We start from the raw sequence: 16,862 nt of genomic DNA on the forward strand, positions 1-16,862 counted from the left end.
CGGGACCGAAGCGCCAGCAGCGGCTAAGCTGTTGATATGAATGAAGCCGATTACCTGCACCTGCTCCGGCGCCAGGCGGAACTGGCCAATGAGTTCCTCTCCAACGCACGCAAGTGGGACCGGGAGTGCTGGGCCTGCGAGCGCTTGCTGCAGACGCTCAAGGTGCCCTTTCGCCAGGACGAGTTCATCGCGCCGGAACAGCAGCCGCCGGACGTGCTGTTTCGCGATGCCTGCTTCGAGGTGTTCTTCGTCCTCGACGAGGGCCGCCGGCTCAACGAGGAATGGCGCGACGAACTGCAGCGCCGGCGCCTGGCCCAGAGCCTGCGCCAGCTGATCCGCCGCGAGCAGAAGCCCAGGCGGATCAACTGCGCAGAGCTGCAGCGGCGCCTGGCGCCGACCCTGCGCAAGAAGGCGCACAACTACAGCGAGCGCGGCATCGACCCGGGCGAGCTGGACCTGCTCGCCTTCGTCAGCCTCAAACGCGAAACGCCGGACTTCAACACCCCTTTTCCGCCGCCCACCGAGTTCCTGCGCCAGGGCTGGCGTTCGTTGTCGCTGGTGGGGCCGAACTTCGCCCGGGTGATCTTCGCCCACGACGACGCCCCGGACTTCCTGCGCGACCAGCTCGGTCGCGTGGTGCTGCTGGATAATGGTGTCGGGCTCTGACCGCCGGGTCGGATTGAGCGCGAGCCAACAGCCGACTAGAATGCTCGGCATTAGAAACGGAGGCCGCCCATGCCCAGTCGCTTGAGCCCCGAAGACCAGCAGAAGGTCGAGCAGTACCTCAGCTCGCCCGTTCACCAAGTCGAGCGTGCACCTTTCAAGCCCTGGCTGATGATGGCCGGGCTCACCCTCGTGGTCATCGTCCTGGGACTGCTCAGCCGCCTCCTGGCCTACCTCGCGCACTAGCAGCGCCGCCGGCCCGCACAGGATTCCCTAGCTATGAGTACGTCCCATGTCCCATCGTATCGTGATCGTCGGCGGCGGCGCCGGCGGGCTGGAGCTCGCGACCCGTCTCGGCCGCACCCTGGGTAGGAAGGGCCGCGCCCAGGTCACCCTGGTCGACGCCAACCTCACCCACATCTGGAAACCCCTGCTGCACGAAGTGGCCGCCGGCTCGCTCAACTCCTCGGAGGATGAGCTGAACTACGTCGCCCAGGCGAAATGGAACCACTTCCAGTTCCAGCTCGGCCGGATGAGCGGGCTGGACCGCGCGACCAAGCGCATCCAACTGGCCGCCACCCTCGACGAGGACGGCCGCGAGCTGTTGCCGGCGCGCACCCTGGACTACGACACCCTGGTCCTGGCCATCGGCAGCACCACCAACGACTTCGGCACCGCCGGGGCCGCGCAGCACTGCATCTTCCTGGACACCCGCGAGCAGGCCGAGCGCTTCCACAAGCAGTTGCTCACCCACTACCTGCGCGCCCATGCCCGCCAGGGCGAGGACGACCAGATCAGCGTGGCCATCGTCGGCGCCGGCGCCACCGGCGTCGAGCTGTCGGCCGAACTGCACCATGCCGCGCAGGAACTGGCCGCCTACGGGCTGACCGGCATCCAGCCGGAGAACATGCGCATCACCCTGATCGAGGCCGGCCCACGCGTGCTGCCGGCGCTGCCCGAGCGCATCAGCCAGCCGGTGCACCGCACCCTGGAGAAGCTCGGCGTGCGGGTGATGGTCGGCTCGCCGGTCAGCGAGGTGACCGCCGAGGGCCTGAAGACCGCCAGCGGCGAGTTCATCCCTGCCAGTCTCAAGGTCTGGGCCGCCGGCATCCGCGCCTCCAGCCTGCTCAAGGACCTGGACGGCCTGGAGAGCAACCGCATCAACCAGTTGGTGGTGCGCCCGACCCTGCAGACCACCCGCGACGACGACATCTTCGCCTTCGGCGACTGCGCCGCCTGCCCGCTCGGCGATGGCAGCGAACGCAACGTGCCGCCCCGCGCCCAGGCCGCGCACCAGCAGGCCTCGCTGCTGGCCAAGTCGCTGGTGGCGCGCCTGGACGGCAAGCCGCTGGGGGAATACCGCTACACCGACTACGGCTCGCTGATCTCGCTGTCGCGCTTCAGCGCCGTGGGCAACCTCATGGGCAACCTGATGGGCAGCGTGAAGCTGGAAGGCTGGCTGGCGCGGATGTTCTACATCTCGCTGTACCGCATGCACCAGATGGCGCTGTATGGCGTGACGCGCACGGCGCTGATGATGATCGGCGACCGCATCGGGCGCAGCACCGAGCCGCGGTTGAAGTTGCATTGACGGCCACAAGTGGCACGGTGCGGGGCAACCCGTAGGAGCGGATCTCATCCGCGAAACGCGCCGATACGTCCGGCTATCGCGGACAAGGTCCGCTCCTACGCCCGCCGGAAAATGCCGTGCTCCCTGTAGGAGCGCGCCCTGCGCGCGAATCACGGGCAGGGCCCGCTCCTACAGGAGGGTTCGGCGGTGGGTCTATTGTTCGCGAGCAAGCTCGCTCCTACGAAAAGCCGTGCGCGATCGCAGCGTAACGTTCGCGATGTTTTTTCAGGCATGAAAAAGCCGCCCCGAGAGGCGGCTTTTTCGTACCACTGGCTTGCCTTAGAGCGCCGCGACCAGCGCCGGGGCCGGGAGGCCCTGGAAGTCGATCGACATCATCAGGCTCAGCACGCTGATGGCGATGATGGAGAACGCGAACAGCTTGCGTGCCCACAGGCGATCGTCTTCGGCGCGGAAGCCCGACACGGCGATGAACAGCCACCAGGCGCTGACCGCCAGGGCCACCACTAGGTAACCGTAGCCGGCGAAGCCGGTCAGGGTCAGCAGCAGGGTGGCGGCGCCGAAGGCCAGCACGTAGTAGAGGATCTGCCGCTTGGTCGCTTCGATGCCGCGCGCCACCGGCCACACCGGGATACCCGCCGCCTTGTAGTCGTTCAGGCGGAAGATGGCGATGGCGTAGGAGTGCGGCATCTGCCACAGGCAGAAGATCAGCAGCAGCACCGCGGCGCCCATGTCGAAATGACCGGCCGCGGCGCAGTAGCCCACCACCGGCGGCATGGCCCCGGAGAGGCTGCCCACCAGGGTGCCGTAGATCGACGTGCGCTTGAGCCACAGGCTGTAGAAGCCGACGTAGACCACGAAGCCGAACGCCGCCATCAGGGTCGCCTGCAGGTTGGTCTTCCACAGCAGCAGGCCGAAGCCGGCCAGGCCGAGCACCACGCCGTGGGCCAGGGCGGCCTTCAGCGAGATCTGCCCGGTCACGGTCACGCGGCCGCGGGTCCGCTCCATGTGGCGGTCGATGTCGCGGTCGATGCAGTTGTTCAGCACGCACCCGCTGGCCACCACCAGCGACAGCCCGATCACCGTCGCCAGCAGCAGCATCGGGTCGACACTGCCGCGCGCGGCGAGGAAGAAGCCCCCCGCCACGGCGATCAGGTTGCCGAAGATGATGCCCGGCTTGGTCACCAGGAGATAACGCTTCAGCTTCACGTCGTCAGCCTCAGTTCACCATCGGCATCATCAGGCCATCGGCGCTGAAGATGATCCACAGCGACAGGCCCACCACCAGCAGGATGACGATCACCGTGAAGATGAACGCCATCACGTTCCAGCGGCCTTCCGAGGACATGTTCATGTGCAGGAAGCACACCAGGTGCACCACCACCTGCACCAGGCCGAGGATGACCATGGTGAGGATGGTCGCGTGGCGGGTGAAGCCGCCGTCCATGACCATGTAGAACGGAATCGCGGTGAGGATGATCGACAGCACGAAACCGATTGCGTAGGAACCCAGGCTGCCGTGGCCGGCGCCGTGGTTGTCGTGTGCAGCGGCGCTCATTACACGGCCCCCATCAGGTAGACGACTGTGAATACGCAGATCCAGACGATGTCCAGGAAGTGCCAGAACAGGCTCAGGCACATCATGCGGGTGTTGGTCTGCGCGGTCAGGCCACGGCTGCCGATCTGCGCCATCAGCACCAGCATCCACAGCAGGCCTGCGGTCACGTGCAGGCCGTGCATGCCGACCAGGGTGAAGAAGGACGACAGGAAGGCGCTGCGGCTCGGGCCGAAGCCTTCGACGATCAGGTGATGGAACTCGTTGACTTCCATCGCGATGAACGCGGCGCCGCAGAGGAAGGTCACGCCCAGCCAGGCGATGGCCTTGGCCTTGGCGCCCTTGTGCGCGGCCAGCATGGCCAGGCCGTAGGTGCAGCTGGAGATCAGCAGGATCGCGGTTTCGACGGCCACGTAGGGCAGTTCGAAGATGTCCTTGCCGCTGGGGCCGCCGGCCGTATGGCCGACGAGCACAGCGTAGGTGGCGAAGACACTGGCGAACAGGATGCAGTCGGTCATCAGGTACAGCCAGAAGCCGAAGACCGTCATGCCACCCGCGTCGTGGTGTTCGTGATCGTGGTCATGCCCCGCTTCGTGGGCGACCGAGTGTTTGCTCAATACTGCCGTAGACATGGATCAGACCTGTTTGGCGAGTTGCTGGAAGTGGCGGTTCTCGATGCGCTCGATCTCGTCCGGCTGGACGTAGTAGTCCAGGTCGGTGACGTAGCTGCGCACGATGACGGAGGCGATCATGCCGACGAAGCCGATACCCGCGAGCCACCAGATGTGCCAGATCGCAGCGAAGCCGAAGATGAAGGCGAACAGCGCGATGGAGAAGCCAGCGGCGGTGTTCTTCGGCATGTGGATCGGCTTGTACGAGGCCGGGGCCTGGTAGGCGCGGCCGTTCTGCTTCATTTCGTGGAAGGCGTCGACATCACGCACCACCGGCAGCTCGGCGAAGTTGTAGTACGGCGGCGGCGAGGAAGTGGACCATTCCAGGGTACGGCCGCCCCACGGGTCGCCGGTCACGTCGGCCAGTTGCTTGCGGTTCTTGATGGAGACGAACAGCTGGATCAGTTGGCTGAGGATGCCGAACAGGATCAGCACGGCGCCGAAGAACGCCACCACCAGGTACGGCTTCCACAGCGGGTTGTCGTAGTGGTTCAGGCGACGGGTCATGCCCATGAAGCCGAGGATGTACAGCGGCATGAAGGCCATGTAGAAGCCGACCAGCCAGCACCAGAAGGAACGCTTGCCCCACTTCTCGTCCAGCTTGAAGCCGAAGGCTTTCGGGAACCAGAAGACGAAGCCGGCCAGGTAGCCGAACACCGCGCCACCGATGATGGTGTTGTGGAAGTGGGCGATCAGGAACAGGCTGTTGTGCAGCAGGAAGTCAGCGCCCGGGATGGCCAGCAGAACGCCGGTCATGCCACCGATGGTGAAGGTGATCATGAAGCCCAGGGTCCACAGGATCGGGGTGTCGAAGCGCAGGCGGCCGCGGTAGATGGTGAACAGCCAGTTGAACAGCTTCACCCCGGTGGGGATGGAGATCAGCATGGTCGCAACGCCGAAGAAGCCGTTGACGTCGCCGCCCGAACCCATGGTGAAGAAGTGGTGCAGCCACACGGTGAAGCCGAGGAAGGTGATCGCGGCGCTCGCCCACACCATCGAGGTGTAGCCGAACATGCGCTTGCCGGCGAAGGTGGCGGTGACTTCGGAGAAGATACCGAAAGCCGGCAGGATCAGGATGTACACCTCAGGATGGCCCCAGGCCCAGAAGAGGTTGATGTACATCATGGCGTTGCCGCCGAGCTCGTTGGTGAAGAAGTGCATGTCCAGGTAGCGGTCCAGCGACAGCAGGCCCAGGGCCGCGGTCAGGATCGGGAAGGACGCGACGATCAGGATGTTGGCGAAGGTGCAGGTCCAGGTGAAGATCGGCATCTGCATCAGCTTCATGCCCGGGGTGCGCATCTTGAACACGGTGACCAGGAAGTTGATACCGGTCAGCAGCGTACCCATGCCGGATATCTGCAAGGCCCAGATGTAATAGTCCACACCCACGCCCGGGCTGTAGGCCAGCTCGGACAGCGGCGGGTAGGCCACCCAGCCGGTACGGGCGAATTCGCCCAGGCCCAGGGACACGTTGACCAGCATCGCACTGACCACCAGCAGCCAGAAGCTGAGGGAGTTCAGGAACGGGAAGGCCACGTCGCGGGCGCCGATCTGCAGCGGCACGGCCAGGTTCATCAGGCCGGTCATGAAGGGCATGGCCATGAAGATGATCATGATCATGCCGTGCGCGGTGAAGATCTGGTCGTAGTGCTCAGGCGGCAGGAAGCCGTGGTTGGCACCTTCGGCCAGGGCCAGCTGGCCGCGCATCATGATGGCGTCGGCGAAGCCGCGCAGCAGCATGATCAGGGCGACGATGATGTACATCACGCCGATCTTCTTGTGGTCGATGGAGGTCAGCCATTCGGTCCACAGGTAGGTCCACTTGCGGTAGTAGGTGATCGCGCCGAAGACGCCGATGCCCAACAGGGCAACGACCGCCAGCGTGACCATGATGATCGGCTCGTGATAAGGCACGGCCGACAGAGTCAGTTTCCCGAACATCTGCGCGGTTACTCCTGGATACTCGGATTGGATTGCGATTCTGCTTCGCCTTCGGCGTGCTCGGCCTTGCCCTTGCCCATGGCCAGACCGGCACGCTCGTGCTTGGTCAGGATGTGCTGGAACAGGTCCGGGGTGACCGAGGAGAAGTAGGTAGCCGGAACGTTTTCGCTCGGCTTGGCCAGCTCGGGGAAGCCTTCCTCGGTGAGGCCGGCCTGGGCGGACTTGACCTTGGCGACCCAGTCCTGGAAGCCCTGCTCGGAAGTGGCGATGGCCTTGAACTTCATGCCGGAGAAGCCGCTGCCGCTGTAGTTCGCGGAGATGCCGTCGAACACGCCTTCTTCGTTGGCGATCAGGTGCAGCTTGGTCAGCATCCCGGTCATCGAGTAGATCTGGCTACCCAGCTGCGGAATGAAGAAGGAGTTCATCACGGTGTCCGAGGTGATCTGGAAGTTCACCGGGGTGTCTTTCGGGAAGGCGATCTCGTTGACGGTCGCGATGCCCTGTTCCGGATAGATGAACAGCCACTTCCAGTCCAGCGAGACGGCCTGGATGGTGATCGGCTTGACGTCGGAATCCAGCGGGCGATAGGGGTCCAGCTTGTGGGTGGATTCCCAGGTCAGCCAGCCGAGGATGGCGATGATGATGCAGGGCACCAGCCACACCACCACCTCGATGCGGGTGGAGTGCGCCCAGTCGGGCATGTAGGTGGCCTTGGTGTTGGAAGCGCGGTATTTCCAGGCGAATGCCAGGGTCATGACGATGACCGGCACCACCACGAGCAGCATCAGCAGGGTGCAGGTGATGATCAGCGACTTCTCGTCGACGCCGATCTGCCCCTTGGGGTCGAACAGGACCATGTTGCAGCCACCCAGCGAGAGCAGGGGGAGCAGCACGGACAATCTCTTCAGGTATCCAGAGTACTGGTCTATTTTCATCTTGCGGCCTTAATGGATGAACATAGCTACACCGCCCATGAGATTTACCCACGCAGGGTTCATGCTCGACGAACTGCCCGCCGCGCCTTCCAAGGCGAGACGTCTTAGTGGATCCATGGGGTAGCGAATCGGCGCTGCAAGAAAACAAGGCAAAAGGAACCCAGCCCGGCTTTCGCGTAGCGAAACCGATCCGTGTGCTGATTCGTTCCGTGTTATTCAGCGTGTTGGCGCCTGCCCTGCCGCTTCCTCGGAAGCCTGCCTGGCCGACACCTGTTCACGAGCGGATTGCCCTACTCGTTGTTGAGCAGAAACCCACCACAGTCAGCCCCTCGTTGTTATTCCAGCACCGCCTGCGGCGGGTGCCTGCCAAGGTTCTGCGACGCTGGAACCGAGGCGCTATGGGGTCAGGAATGGGCGGGCGATATTACAAGACATTTCAGAAACCACTGGCAAGGCCTGATGGTCTCATTTTTAACAAGACATTATCTCGCCAGGGTTAAGAGTGGCCGCCACCACTGCTCGAAAAACGAGCAATTCCCACAGGAAATGCAAGGTTGGAAAGGCGCTTTCCGGAGCCTTCCGAAAGCCCTCGCCAGGAGGGCTGAATGCCCCGGCTGGCGCTGCATCCAGCCGCATCAGAAGGTGCCTTGGCGAGGTGCCCTAGAACAACCTCGCAAGGCTGGAAATGATCTCGATCAAGAGAGCCGAAAAAGCTGTCGCAAACGCCCTGCGCAGAGTGCGACACATCGCCGCAGCAAGCGATTCGAGCGGGAAAAGCGTTTCAGATTCTAACGGCGTGGCCGTTTTTGACTGGGAAAAATCCGGCCGGATATGACTGATTTCGCGAAGGACACAAACGGTGAAAAACATTAGTCCAGCGAAATGACAGCGTGATTGGATTTGTATTTCAGCGAGGTTTCAGTCGCACCAGCCGGCACTGGAGGGATGGTTCAGCTCTTCGTAGGAGCGAGCTTGCTCGCGAATGGAGGATGCCGGATGACTTGGTGTACATCCTCAAGAGCCCCTCTCCCCAGCCCTCTCCCTGAAGGGAGAGGGGGCTTGTCCGTGCCGAGAGGAGGAATGGTTTCAGCTGGAAACCTTCAGCGCTGCCGGCTAACTCAGGAATACCCACGCACTCCGAACGGTCCCCTCTCCCTTCAGGGAGAGGGTTAGGGAGAGGGAGCGGAGTGGAACCAAAGCGCAGATATCACCGGCCGGTTCGCGAGCAAGCTCGCTCCTACAAATCCCAGCCCCAGCCCAAACACCCCAGACGAAAAACGAAAAAGCCCGCGATCTCAACGAGACTGCGGGCTTTTCGATTGCCGTTCACCTGGGCGACCGGCTGGAAGATGGTGGGTCGTGTAGGATTCGAACCTACGACCAATTGGTTAAAAGCCAACTGCTCTACCGACTGAGCTAACGACCCTCGATATGGTCGGGGTAGAGAGATTCGAACTCCCGACATCCTGCTCCCAAAGCAGGCGCGCTACCGGACTGCGCTATACCCCGCTTGGAAGTTGGCTCCGCGACCTGGACTCGAACCAGGGACCCAGTGATTAACAGTCACTTGCTCTACCGACTGAGCTATCGCGGAACGACGAGCCTTCCAATCCCTTCTACGTTTCGGCGTTGCCGTTTCCCGTATCAGAGGCGCGCCATTTTACGGGTCTCGAACGGACTGTCAACCCTCTGATCCAAAAAGTTTTTCTTCTTTTTCTTTGCAGGCCGGCAGGCAGATTGCTATATCTGCATAAAACAAGTTGCCCTCGCCTGCAGGCGCTGAGATCACGGACAGGATCGCCCATGAGTTCGAAGGACACCCCGCCGTCTTCCAACGTCGCCAGCCGGGCCATCCAGCCACGCTTCGGCGAGCTGGTACAGGGCTGCCGGCAGTTGGCGATGAACCACCTGGCGGAACTCCTGGGAGCGGTCTTCGCCCAGGTCGACGACACCCTCTTCGAATGCGCCGAGAAGGCCGAGAACAACCAGGTGCAGGCGCTGTTCTTCGACAGCATGCGCGAGATCCGCCGCCAGCGCCCCACCCTCGAGCGCCTTTATCACCAGCGCTTCGCCAAGGGCCTTGGCGACTTCATGCAGGGCACCCTGCCCTCCCGGGCGCACCTGGAGGAGCTGGACGTCGAGCAGTTGTCCCTGGTCGGCAACGAGGAATACGAGGAAACCCTGCTCATCACCAACATGGTGAACCAGGTCAAGGCGCAGTGCGCGCAATCCCTGTTCGCCCTGGACCAGCGCCTGGCCCTGCTCAACAACGGCAGCAAGCTGGCCGAGGACAGCAACCCCTTCGGCCCCCAGGCGATCGCCCAGTGCTTCCGCGAGATGCTCGCGGAAAGCCGCTTCGCCCTGCGCATCAAGACCGTGCTCTATGTCTTGTTCGACCAGCAGGTGATGCGCAACCTGCCGCCTCTATATGAACAGCTGAACCGGCGCCTGACCGAGGCCGGCATCCTGCCCAACCTGCGCTACCGCGCCCAGCAGGGCTCTCGCCCGGCACCACGCCCGAGTGCAGCGGCCCCCGGGCAAGCCACGCCAGCGGCGCCGGCCGATACCGGCAGCGGAGGCAGCAACGCCACGGTACCTCCCGGCGCCCCGGGCGCGTCCGCCAGTACCGAAGCGCCGCCGCTGGACTTCAGCGAGCTGCCGCCCTACCCGCCCAGCGACCAGCAGGCGCTCTACGGCGGCCTCAACGCCCTGCTCGCCGAACACCGGCGGCGCGGCCTGGAGAACTTCGGCCATAGCGACAGCATCGCCCGCCTGACGCCACGCAGCGCTACCCGCACCTACAGCGCCGGGGAACTGCTCGACGCGCTCAACCGCCTGCAGCGCATCTCCGCCCAGGACCTCGCCCGGCGCATCCGCCAGCCCCAGGCGGTCCAGCAGTTCAAGGAGGACCTGCACCAGCAACTGGAAGCCGGCAGCGACCGCCCCGGGCAGAACAAGCTGACCGACCAGGAAGCCGACGTCATCGACCTGGTCGGCATGGTCTTCGACTTCATCCTCGACGACGAAAGCCTGCCGGACAGCTGCAAGACCACCCTCTCCCACCTGCACACGCCCTTCCTCAAGGTGGCCCTGCAGGACAAGGCGCTGTTCACCCAGCACCACCACCCGGCCCGCCGCCTGCTCAACGCCATGGCCCAGGCCGGTTCGCTGTACGGCGGCGACGGCGAGGAGCGCGGGCTGCTGGCGAAGATGCATTGGGTGGTCGAGCGGGTGATCCAGGACTTCGCCGGCGACCTGCGCCTGTTCGACGAGCTGCTCGGCGACTTCAACGAATACATCGGCAACATCCGCCAGAAGGCCGAACTGCGCGAACGCCGCGCCACCGAGGCGGCCCGCGGCCGCGACCGCCTGCTGGGCGCGCGCGAACAGGCGATCGAGGTCATCCGCAAGGCCTGCGCCGAACGCGAGCTGCCGCAGCTGGTGCGCAACTTCCTCGACCTCAGCTGGGCCGACGCCCTGACCTTCATCCTCCTGCGCAACGGCGAGGACAGCGACGAATGGCGCCGCGCCTGCGAGATCGCCGAGCAACTGGCCTGGAGCGTCACGCCGCAGGACAGCGCCGGCCGCGAACGCCTGCAAGCCATGCGCCCGGCGCTGCTGGAAGACCTGCGCAAGGGCCTGGAAGTGCTCGGCGGCTATCACGAGGAAGGCATCCGCCGCCTGCTGCAGGACCTGGTCGCCTGCCAGCACGCGATCCAGGCGCAGCAGCCGGAAATCGCCGCCAGGCTGCACCCCGAACTGCCGGAAAGCCCGCTGGGGGCGATGCTCGACGGCGAAAGCGTGGCCGAGCGGCAGACCGAGGAAAGCCTGTCCATCCGCGCCCGGGCGATCATGGAGGAACTGCGCCGCATCGAATTCGGCACTTGGTTCGAGTTCACCGACAGCACGCCGCCACGGCGCCTGAAGCTGTCCTGGTTCAGCCCCACCACGCGCAACTATATGTTCGTCGATCACCTGGGGCAGCGCGTCGCCGTCAAACCCATCGGCCAGTTGGCGCTGGAGATGGAACAGGGCAAGGTGCGCCTGGCCGGAGCCGGGGCCCAGCCCCTGGTCGACCGCGCGCTCGGCGCCATCTACCGCATGCTGCAGCGCTTTGCCGGGCGTCCCAACAGCCCATCCGAGGAGTAAGCGATGGACGAACGCCGCCAGCACAACCGGCACAGCACGGACCTGAAGGTCGAGGTCTTCGACCGCCACACCGGACGCAGCCTCGGCCGCCTGGCCGACCTCTCCGTCGAAGGCTTCATGCTCTGCGGCGTCGACGTGCCGGCGGCGGATTCGGTGCTGGAATGCCGCCTGGTGCCCCTGCCGCCGCTGCACGAGGTAGGCGAGATCACCCTGGGCGCCGACTGCCTGTGGAGCCGCAAGGGCACCGACGGGCAGCTGGGCTGGGCAGGCTTCCACATCATCGACCTGGCGGACGACCAGGCGAAGGCGCTGGAAGAGTTGATTGCGCATCTTTGAGGGGGCTTCGTGCTACACGGACCATTCCCGATTTCCCAGCTGGGCTCCTCGTAGGAGCGAGCTTGCTCGCGAATGGAGTTTCCAGGTGGCCTGGGTGCCTCGGCTTGACCCCGCTCCCTCTCCCCAGCCCTCTCCCTGAAGGGAGAGGGGGGCTTGTCCGTGCCGAGAAATGGCGTGGTTTCAGCCGGCAATCTCTGTGCTAGCCGGCTGATTCCAGAACATCAGCGTCTGCCCCCCTCTCCCTTCAGGGCGGGGCGCGCAGCCGAGGGTTAGGGAGAGGGCGTTCTTCAGGATATGCACCGAACCTGACCAGCAGAACGCTGTTCGCGAGCAAGCTCGCTCCTACAAAAGCAAAAAACAAAAGCAAAAAAGAAAAAGCCCCGCAATGCGGGGCTTTCTATCTATAGGCACCAAGATCAGGCAAACACGATCTCGTCGCCCTCCACCTTGGCATGGATCTTCGCCCCGGGAAGGAACTTGCCGGCCAGGATCAACTGCGCCAGCGGGTTCTCGATCCAGCGCTGGATCGCCCGCTTCAGCGGCCGCGCGCCGTATACCGGGTCGAAGCCGACGGCGATCAGCTTGTCCATCGCCTCCGTGCTCAGCTCCAGGCTCAGCTCGCGCTCGGCCAGGCGCTTGCGCAGGCGGCCCATCTGGATTTCGGCGATGCCGGCGATCTGCTCGCGGGCCAGCGGTTCGAACACCACCACCTCGTCGATCCGGTTGATGAACTCCGGACGGAAGTGCGCGTTCACCGCGTCCATCACCGCCGCGCGCTGGGCCTCCTGGTCGCCGACCAGCTCCTGTATCTGCGCCGAACCGAGGTTGGAGGTCATCACCACCACCGTGTTGCGGAAGTCCACGGTGCGGCCATGGCTGTCGGTCAGGCGGCCGTCTTCCAGCACCTGCAGGAGGATGTTGAAGACGTCCGGGTGGGCTTTCTCTACCTCGTCCATCAGCACCACCGAGTACGGCTTGCGGCGCACGGCCTCGGTCAGGTAGCCGCCTTCCTCGTAGCCGACGTAGCCCGGCGGGGCGCCGATCAGGCGGGCCACCGAGTGTTTTTCCATGAACTCGGACATGTCGATGCGCACCAGCGCCTCTTCGGTGTCGAAGAGGAATTCGGCCAGGGCCTTGCACAGCTCGGTCTTGCCCACCCCGGTCGGGCCGAGGAACAGGAAGGAACCGCTGGGCCGGTTGGGGTCGGCCAGGCCGGCGCGGGAACGGCGCACGGCGTTGGCCACCGCCACCACCGCTTCGTGCTGGCCGATGACGCGCTTGTGCAGCTCGTCTTCCATGCGCAGCAGCTTCTCGCGCTCGCCTTCGAGCATCTTCGACACCGGGATGCCGGTCCACTTGGACACGACCTCGGCGATTTCCTCGTCGGTCACCTTGTTGCGCAGCAGCTGGTTCTCCGCCTTGCCGTGCTGGTCGACCATCTGCAGGCTGCGCTCAAGGTCCGGGATCACCCCGTACTGCAGCTCGGCCATGCGGTTGAGGTCGCCCTTGCGGCGGGCCAGCTCCAGCTCGGTCTTGGCCTGCTCGATCTTCTGCTGGATCTGCGCCGAGCCTTGCACCTCGGCCTTCTCCGACTTCCAGATCTCTTCCAGGTCGGCGTATTCGCGTTCGAGCTTGGCGATGTCTTCTTCCAGCTTGGCCAAGCGCTTCTTGGTGGCCTCGTCGTCTTCCTTCTTCAGCGCCTCGCGCTCGATCTTCAGTTGGATCAGGCGGCGGTCCAGGCGGTCCAGTTCCTCCGGCTTGGAGTCGATCTCCATGCGGATGCGGCTGGCGGCCTCGTCGATCAGGTCGATGGCCTTGTCCGGCAGCTGGCGGTCGGTGATGTAGCGGTGCGACAGCTTGGCCGCGGCGATGATGGCGCCGTCGGTGATGGTCACCCCGTGGTGCACCTCGTAGCGCTCCTTCAGGCCACGCAGGATGGCGATGGTGTCTTCCTCGCTGGGCTCGTCCACCAGCACCTTCTGGAATCGCCGCTCCAGGGCCGCGTCCTTCTCGATGTACTGGCGGTATTCGTCCAGGGTGGTGGCGCCGACGCAGTGCAGCTCGCCGCGGGCCAGGGCCGGCTTGAGCATGTTGCCGGCGTCCATGGCGCCCTCGGCCTTGCCGGCGCCGACCATGGTGTGCAGTTCGTCGATGAACAGGATGATCCGCCCTTCCTGCTTGGACAGCTCGTTGAGCACCGCCTTCAGGCGCTCCTCGAACTCGCCGCGGAACTTGGCGCCGGCGATCAGCGCGCCCATGTCCAGGGCCAGCAGGCGCTTGTCCTTGAGGCCGTCGGGCACCTCGCCGTTGACGATGCGCTGGGCCAGGCCTTCGACGATGGCGGTCTTGCCCACGCCGGGCTCGCCGATCAGCACCGGGTTGTTCTTGGTGCGCCGCTGCAGGACCTGGATGGTGCGACGAATCTCGTCGTCACGGCCGATCACCGGGTCGAGCTTGCCGTCCTCGGCGCGCTTGGTCATGTCCACGGTGTACTTGTCCAGGGCCTGGCGCGACTCCTCGGCATTGGGGTCGTTGACCGCCTCGCCGCCGCGCAGGTTGTTCACCGCGTTCTCCAGGGCCTTCTTGCTCACGCCCTGGCCGAGCAGCAGCTTGCCGAGCTTGGCGTTGTCGTCCAGGGCAGCGAGCAGCACCAGCTCGCTGGAGATGAACTGGTCGCCCTTCTGCTGGGCCAGGCGGTCGGCCTGGTTGAGCAGGCGCGCCAGGTCCTGCGAGAGGTTCACATCGCCCGTGGGATTCTGGATCTTCGGCAGCGCGTCCAGCTCTTTATTCAGGGCAGCGCGCAGGGCCGGGATATCGAAGCCGACCTGCATCAGCAGGGGCTTGATGGAGCCGCCCTGCTGGTCGATCAGGGCGCAAAGCAGGTGCACCGGCTCGATGGCCGGGTGATCGTGGCCAACGGCCAGGGACTGGGCATCGGACAGCGCCAGTTGCAGCTTGCTGGTCAAACGGTCGATTCGCATGGAGTTCGTCCTTCCTTCTAGATAGCGGGTCGGGGCGATACCTGCCCCTGATGAAGAAACAACCCGCCGGGATGCCAGTTAGATAAGGACGATTTTGGCCGCTTCAAGCCAATTCGCCATGACGCCGGTCAGTTCGTGCCGGCGCAAGGCCACCACGGCATAGGCATCCGAATGCAGGGGAAGGGTATTGCCGACTGCGCCGAGGCGCTCTTCGTAGGATGGGTTGAGCGAAGCGATACCCATCACCACGACCGTATGGGTTTCGCAGGCTCAACCCATCCTACGGGGCTGCGGAACCTGTTCGCGAGCAAGCTCGCTCCTACGAAGATCGGGACCTACAGAGTCAGGTCAACCAGACCAGGCTGGCCTGGCGCCCGGTGCGCGGGTTGCGGCGGTAGGAATAGAAGCGCTCGGTATCGCTGAAGGTGCACAGCCCTCCGCCGTAGACGGCGGTCACGCCACGCGCGGCCAGGCGGATGCGCGCGAGCTGGTAGATATCGGCCATGTAGCGGCCGGCATTGACGCTGGGCACGAAGGCCGCCGCGGCCTCGGCGTGGTCGGCGAGGAAGGCTTCACGGACTTCCGGACCGACCTCGAAGGCCTGCGGGCCGATGGCCGGGCCGAGCCAGACCAGCACCTCGCCAGCCGGCACCGCCAGCCTGTCCAGGGTGGCTTCCAGCACGCCGCCGGCCAACCCGCGCCAGCCGGCGTGGGCCGCCGCAACGCGGGTGCCGGCGCGGTCGCAGAACAGCGCCGGCAGGCAATCGGCGGTGAGCACCGCGCAGGCGATGCCCGGCGTGGCGCTCCAGCTGGCGTCGGCAGTGGCGACGCGGGACGGATCGGCTTCCACCACCTCGATGCCGTGCACCTGGCTCAGCCAGGCCGGCCGGCAGCCCTGGGCCTGTTCCAGGCGGCGGCGGTTCTCGGCCACCGCGGCCGGCTCGTCGCCGACGTGGTCGCCGAGGTTGAAGCTGTCGAACGGCGCCTGGCTCACCCCGCCGGCGCGGGTGCTGACGCAGGCGCGCACGTTGGCCGGCGCCGGCCAGTCGGGGATGAGCCAGGGCGAGGTCATACGAAGGACTCGTTGTCCTGACGCAGCAGGCTGAGCAGCCAGGTGAAGTCGTCGGGCAGCGGCGACTCCCACTTCATGCGCTCGCCGGTCGCCGGGTGGTCCAGTTCGAGGAAGCGCGCATGCAGGGCCTGGCGCGGGAAGTCGCGCAGCGACTCGACCAGCGTCGGGCTGGCCCCTGGCGGAATGCGGAAGCGCCCGCCGTAGACCGGGTCGCCCACCAGCGGGAAGCCGATGTGCGACATATGTACGCGGATCTGGTGGGTGCGGCCGGTCTCCAGCTTCACCCGGGTATGGGTGTGCGAGCGGAAGCGCTCCAGCACCCGGTAATGACTGATCGCCTGCTTGCCGGTGGGCACCACCGCCATCTTCTGGCGCATCACGCCGTGGCGGCTGATGGGCGCGTCGATCTTGCCGCCGGCGACTATCACCCCGACCACGATGGCCTCGTAGATACGGCTCACCGAACGCGCCTGCAACTGGGCGACCAGGTTGGTATGGGCTTCGAGGGTCTTGGCCACCACCATCAGGCCGGTGGTGTCCTTGTCCAGGCGGTGCACGATGCCGGCGCGCGGCACGTTGGCCAGGTGCGGCACGTGGTGCAGCAGGGCGTTGAGCAAGGTGCCGTCCTGGTGCCCGGCGGCCGGGTGGACCACCAGCCCCGCGGGCTTGTCGATCACCAGGATGTGCTCGTCCTCGTAGACGATGTCCAGCTCGATGTCCTGGGCCTTCCATTCGCCCTGGGCCTCCAGCTGCACCTCCAGCGCCAGGTGCGAGCCGGCGTGGACGACGTCCTTCGGGCGCAGCACGGCGCCGTCGACGGTCAGGCGGCCGTCCTTGATCCAGCCGGCCAGGCGCGAGCGGGAGTGTTCGGGGAAGAGTTGTGCGGCGACCTGGTCGAGGCGTTGGCCGCCCAGGTCGAACGGCACTTCTGCCGCCAGTTGGATGAGATCGGACATGATGGGACACAGTAG

Annotated in this window: 14 protein-coding genes and 3 tRNA genes; 5 read left to right on the forward strand and 12 right to left on the reverse strand. The window is 65.1% G+C overall.

The genetic code is table 11. The features are described 5' to 3' along the window. The first annotated feature begins 36 nt into the window (after window positions 1–36). The 3 genes from PM1_RS25565 (at window position 37) to PM1_RS25575 (ending at window position 2,254) form a co-directional block, all read left to right on the forward strand. Window positions 37–666 (forward strand): DUF1780 domain-containing protein, encoded by a 630-nt coding sequence (locus tag PM1_RS25565; RefSeq protein ID WP_009617612.1) that lies wholly within the window; start codon window positions 37–39, stop codon window positions 664–666. Window positions 667–735: 69 nt separating this feature from the next. Further along, window positions 736–909, forward strand: a complete 174-nt coding sequence (locus PM1_RS25570; RefSeq protein WP_009617611.1) for a DUF3094 family protein — start codon at window positions 736–738, stop codon at window positions 907–909. A gap of 46 nt (window positions 910–955) precedes the next feature. Further along, window positions 956–2,254: an NAD(P)/FAD-dependent oxidoreductase gene (locus PM1_RS25575; RefSeq protein WP_009617610.1), complete on the forward strand. Its 1,299-nt coding sequence runs from the start codon at window positions 956–958 to the stop codon at window positions 2,252–2,254. A 318-nt stretch (window positions 2,255–2,572) separates the two neighbouring features. On the opposite strand, the gene cyoE is transcribed toward PM1_RS25575, so the two are convergent. The 8 genes from cyoE to PM1_RS25615 form a co-directional block, all read right to left on the reverse strand. After that, window positions 2,573–3,460 carry a heme o synthase gene (cyoE, locus tag PM1_RS25580; protein WP_009617609.1) on the reverse strand — a complete coding sequence of 296 codons (888 nt, stop codon included), beginning with the start codon at window positions 3,458–3,460 and terminating at the stop codon, window positions 2,573–2,575. A 10-nt stretch (window positions 3,461–3,470) separates the two neighbouring features. Beyond that, a complete protein-coding gene (gene cyoD / locus PM1_RS25585) occupies window positions 3,471–3,809 on the reverse strand; it encodes a cytochrome o ubiquinol oxidase subunit IV (RefSeq protein ID WP_009617607.1) in 339 nt (112 codons plus the stop codon). Further along, a complete protein-coding gene (gene cyoC, locus PM1_RS25590; protein ID WP_009617605.1) occupies window positions 3,809–4,438 on the reverse strand; it encodes a cytochrome o ubiquinol oxidase subunit III in 630 nt (209 codons plus the stop codon). Before cyoC ends, cyoD begins: the two co-directional genes overlap by 1 nt. A gap of 3 nt (window positions 4,439–4,441) precedes the next feature. Then, window positions 4,442–6,418 (reverse strand): cytochrome o ubiquinol oxidase subunit I, encoded by a 1,977-nt coding sequence (gene cyoB, locus PM1_RS25595; RefSeq protein WP_009617603.1) that lies wholly within the window; start codon window positions 6,416–6,418, stop codon window positions 4,442–4,444. Between the two features lie 8 nt (window positions 6,419–6,426). Continuing rightward, entirely contained in the window at window positions 6,427–7,353 is a 927-nt protein-coding gene (cyoA, locus tag PM1_RS25600; protein ID WP_009617601.1) for a ubiquinol oxidase subunit II, read from the reverse strand. A 1,350-nt stretch (window positions 7,354–8,703) separates the two neighbouring features. Beyond that, window positions 8,704–8,779, reverse strand: a tRNA-Lys gene (locus tag PM1_RS25605). A 6-nt stretch (window positions 8,780–8,785) separates the two neighbouring features. Beyond that, window positions 8,786–8,862, reverse strand: a tRNA-Pro gene (locus PM1_RS25610). Window positions 8,863–8,871: 9 nt separating this feature from the next. Beyond that, a tRNA-Asn gene (locus PM1_RS25615) sits at window positions 8,872–8,947 on the reverse strand. Between the two features lie 209 nt (window positions 8,948–9,156). On the opposite strand from PM1_RS25615, the gene PM1_RS25620 reads away from it, so the two are divergent. Continuing rightward, on the forward strand, window positions 9,157–11,502 hold the full coding sequence (locus PM1_RS25620) for a DUF1631 domain-containing protein (RefSeq protein WP_009617599.1): 2,346 nt from the start codon (window positions 9,157–9,159) through the stop codon (window positions 11,500–11,502). Window positions 11,503–11,505: 3 nt separating this feature from the next. Next, window positions 11,506–11,838 (forward strand): PilZ domain-containing protein, encoded by a 333-nt coding sequence (locus PM1_RS25625; RefSeq protein WP_009617596.1) that lies wholly within the window; start codon window positions 11,506–11,508, stop codon window positions 11,836–11,838. A gap of 416 nt (window positions 11,839–12,254) precedes the next feature. Here the strand turns inward: PM1_RS25625 and clpB are convergent, their stop codons facing one another. The 4 genes from clpB to rluD form a co-directional block, all read right to left on the reverse strand. Then, the gene (clpB, locus tag PM1_RS25630) at window positions 12,255–14,819 is read right to left on the reverse strand and encodes an ATP-dependent chaperone ClpB (RefSeq protein ID WP_009617588.1); all 2,565 of its coding nucleotides are present in this window, start codon (window positions 14,817–14,819) and stop codon (window positions 12,255–12,257) included. A gap of 78 nt (window positions 14,820–14,897) precedes the next feature. Further along, window positions 14,898–15,062, reverse strand: coding sequence for a hypothetical protein (locus PM1_RS25635; RefSeq protein ID WP_024128152.1), 165 nt, complete (start codon window positions 15,060–15,062; stop codon window positions 14,898–14,900). A 100-nt stretch (window positions 15,063–15,162) separates the two neighbouring features. Continuing rightward, window positions 15,163–15,891: a peptidoglycan editing factor PgeF gene (pgeF, locus tag PM1_RS25640; protein ID WP_009617587.1), complete on the reverse strand. Its 729-nt coding sequence runs from the start codon at window positions 15,889–15,891 to the stop codon at window positions 15,163–15,165. Further along, window positions 15,888–16,847, reverse strand: coding sequence for a 23S rRNA pseudouridine(1911/1915/1917) synthase RluD (rluD, locus tag PM1_RS25645; protein ID WP_009617586.1), 960 nt, complete (start codon window positions 16,845–16,847; stop codon window positions 15,888–15,890). Before rluD ends, pgeF begins: the two co-directional genes overlap by 4 nt. Window positions 16,848–16,862 lie beyond the last annotated feature (15 nt).

Source organism: Pseudomonas sp. M1, assembly GCF_022760135.1.
Classification (GTDB): Bacteria; Pseudomonadota; Gammaproteobacteria; order Pseudomonadales; family Pseudomonadaceae; genus Pseudomonas; species Pseudomonas citronellolis.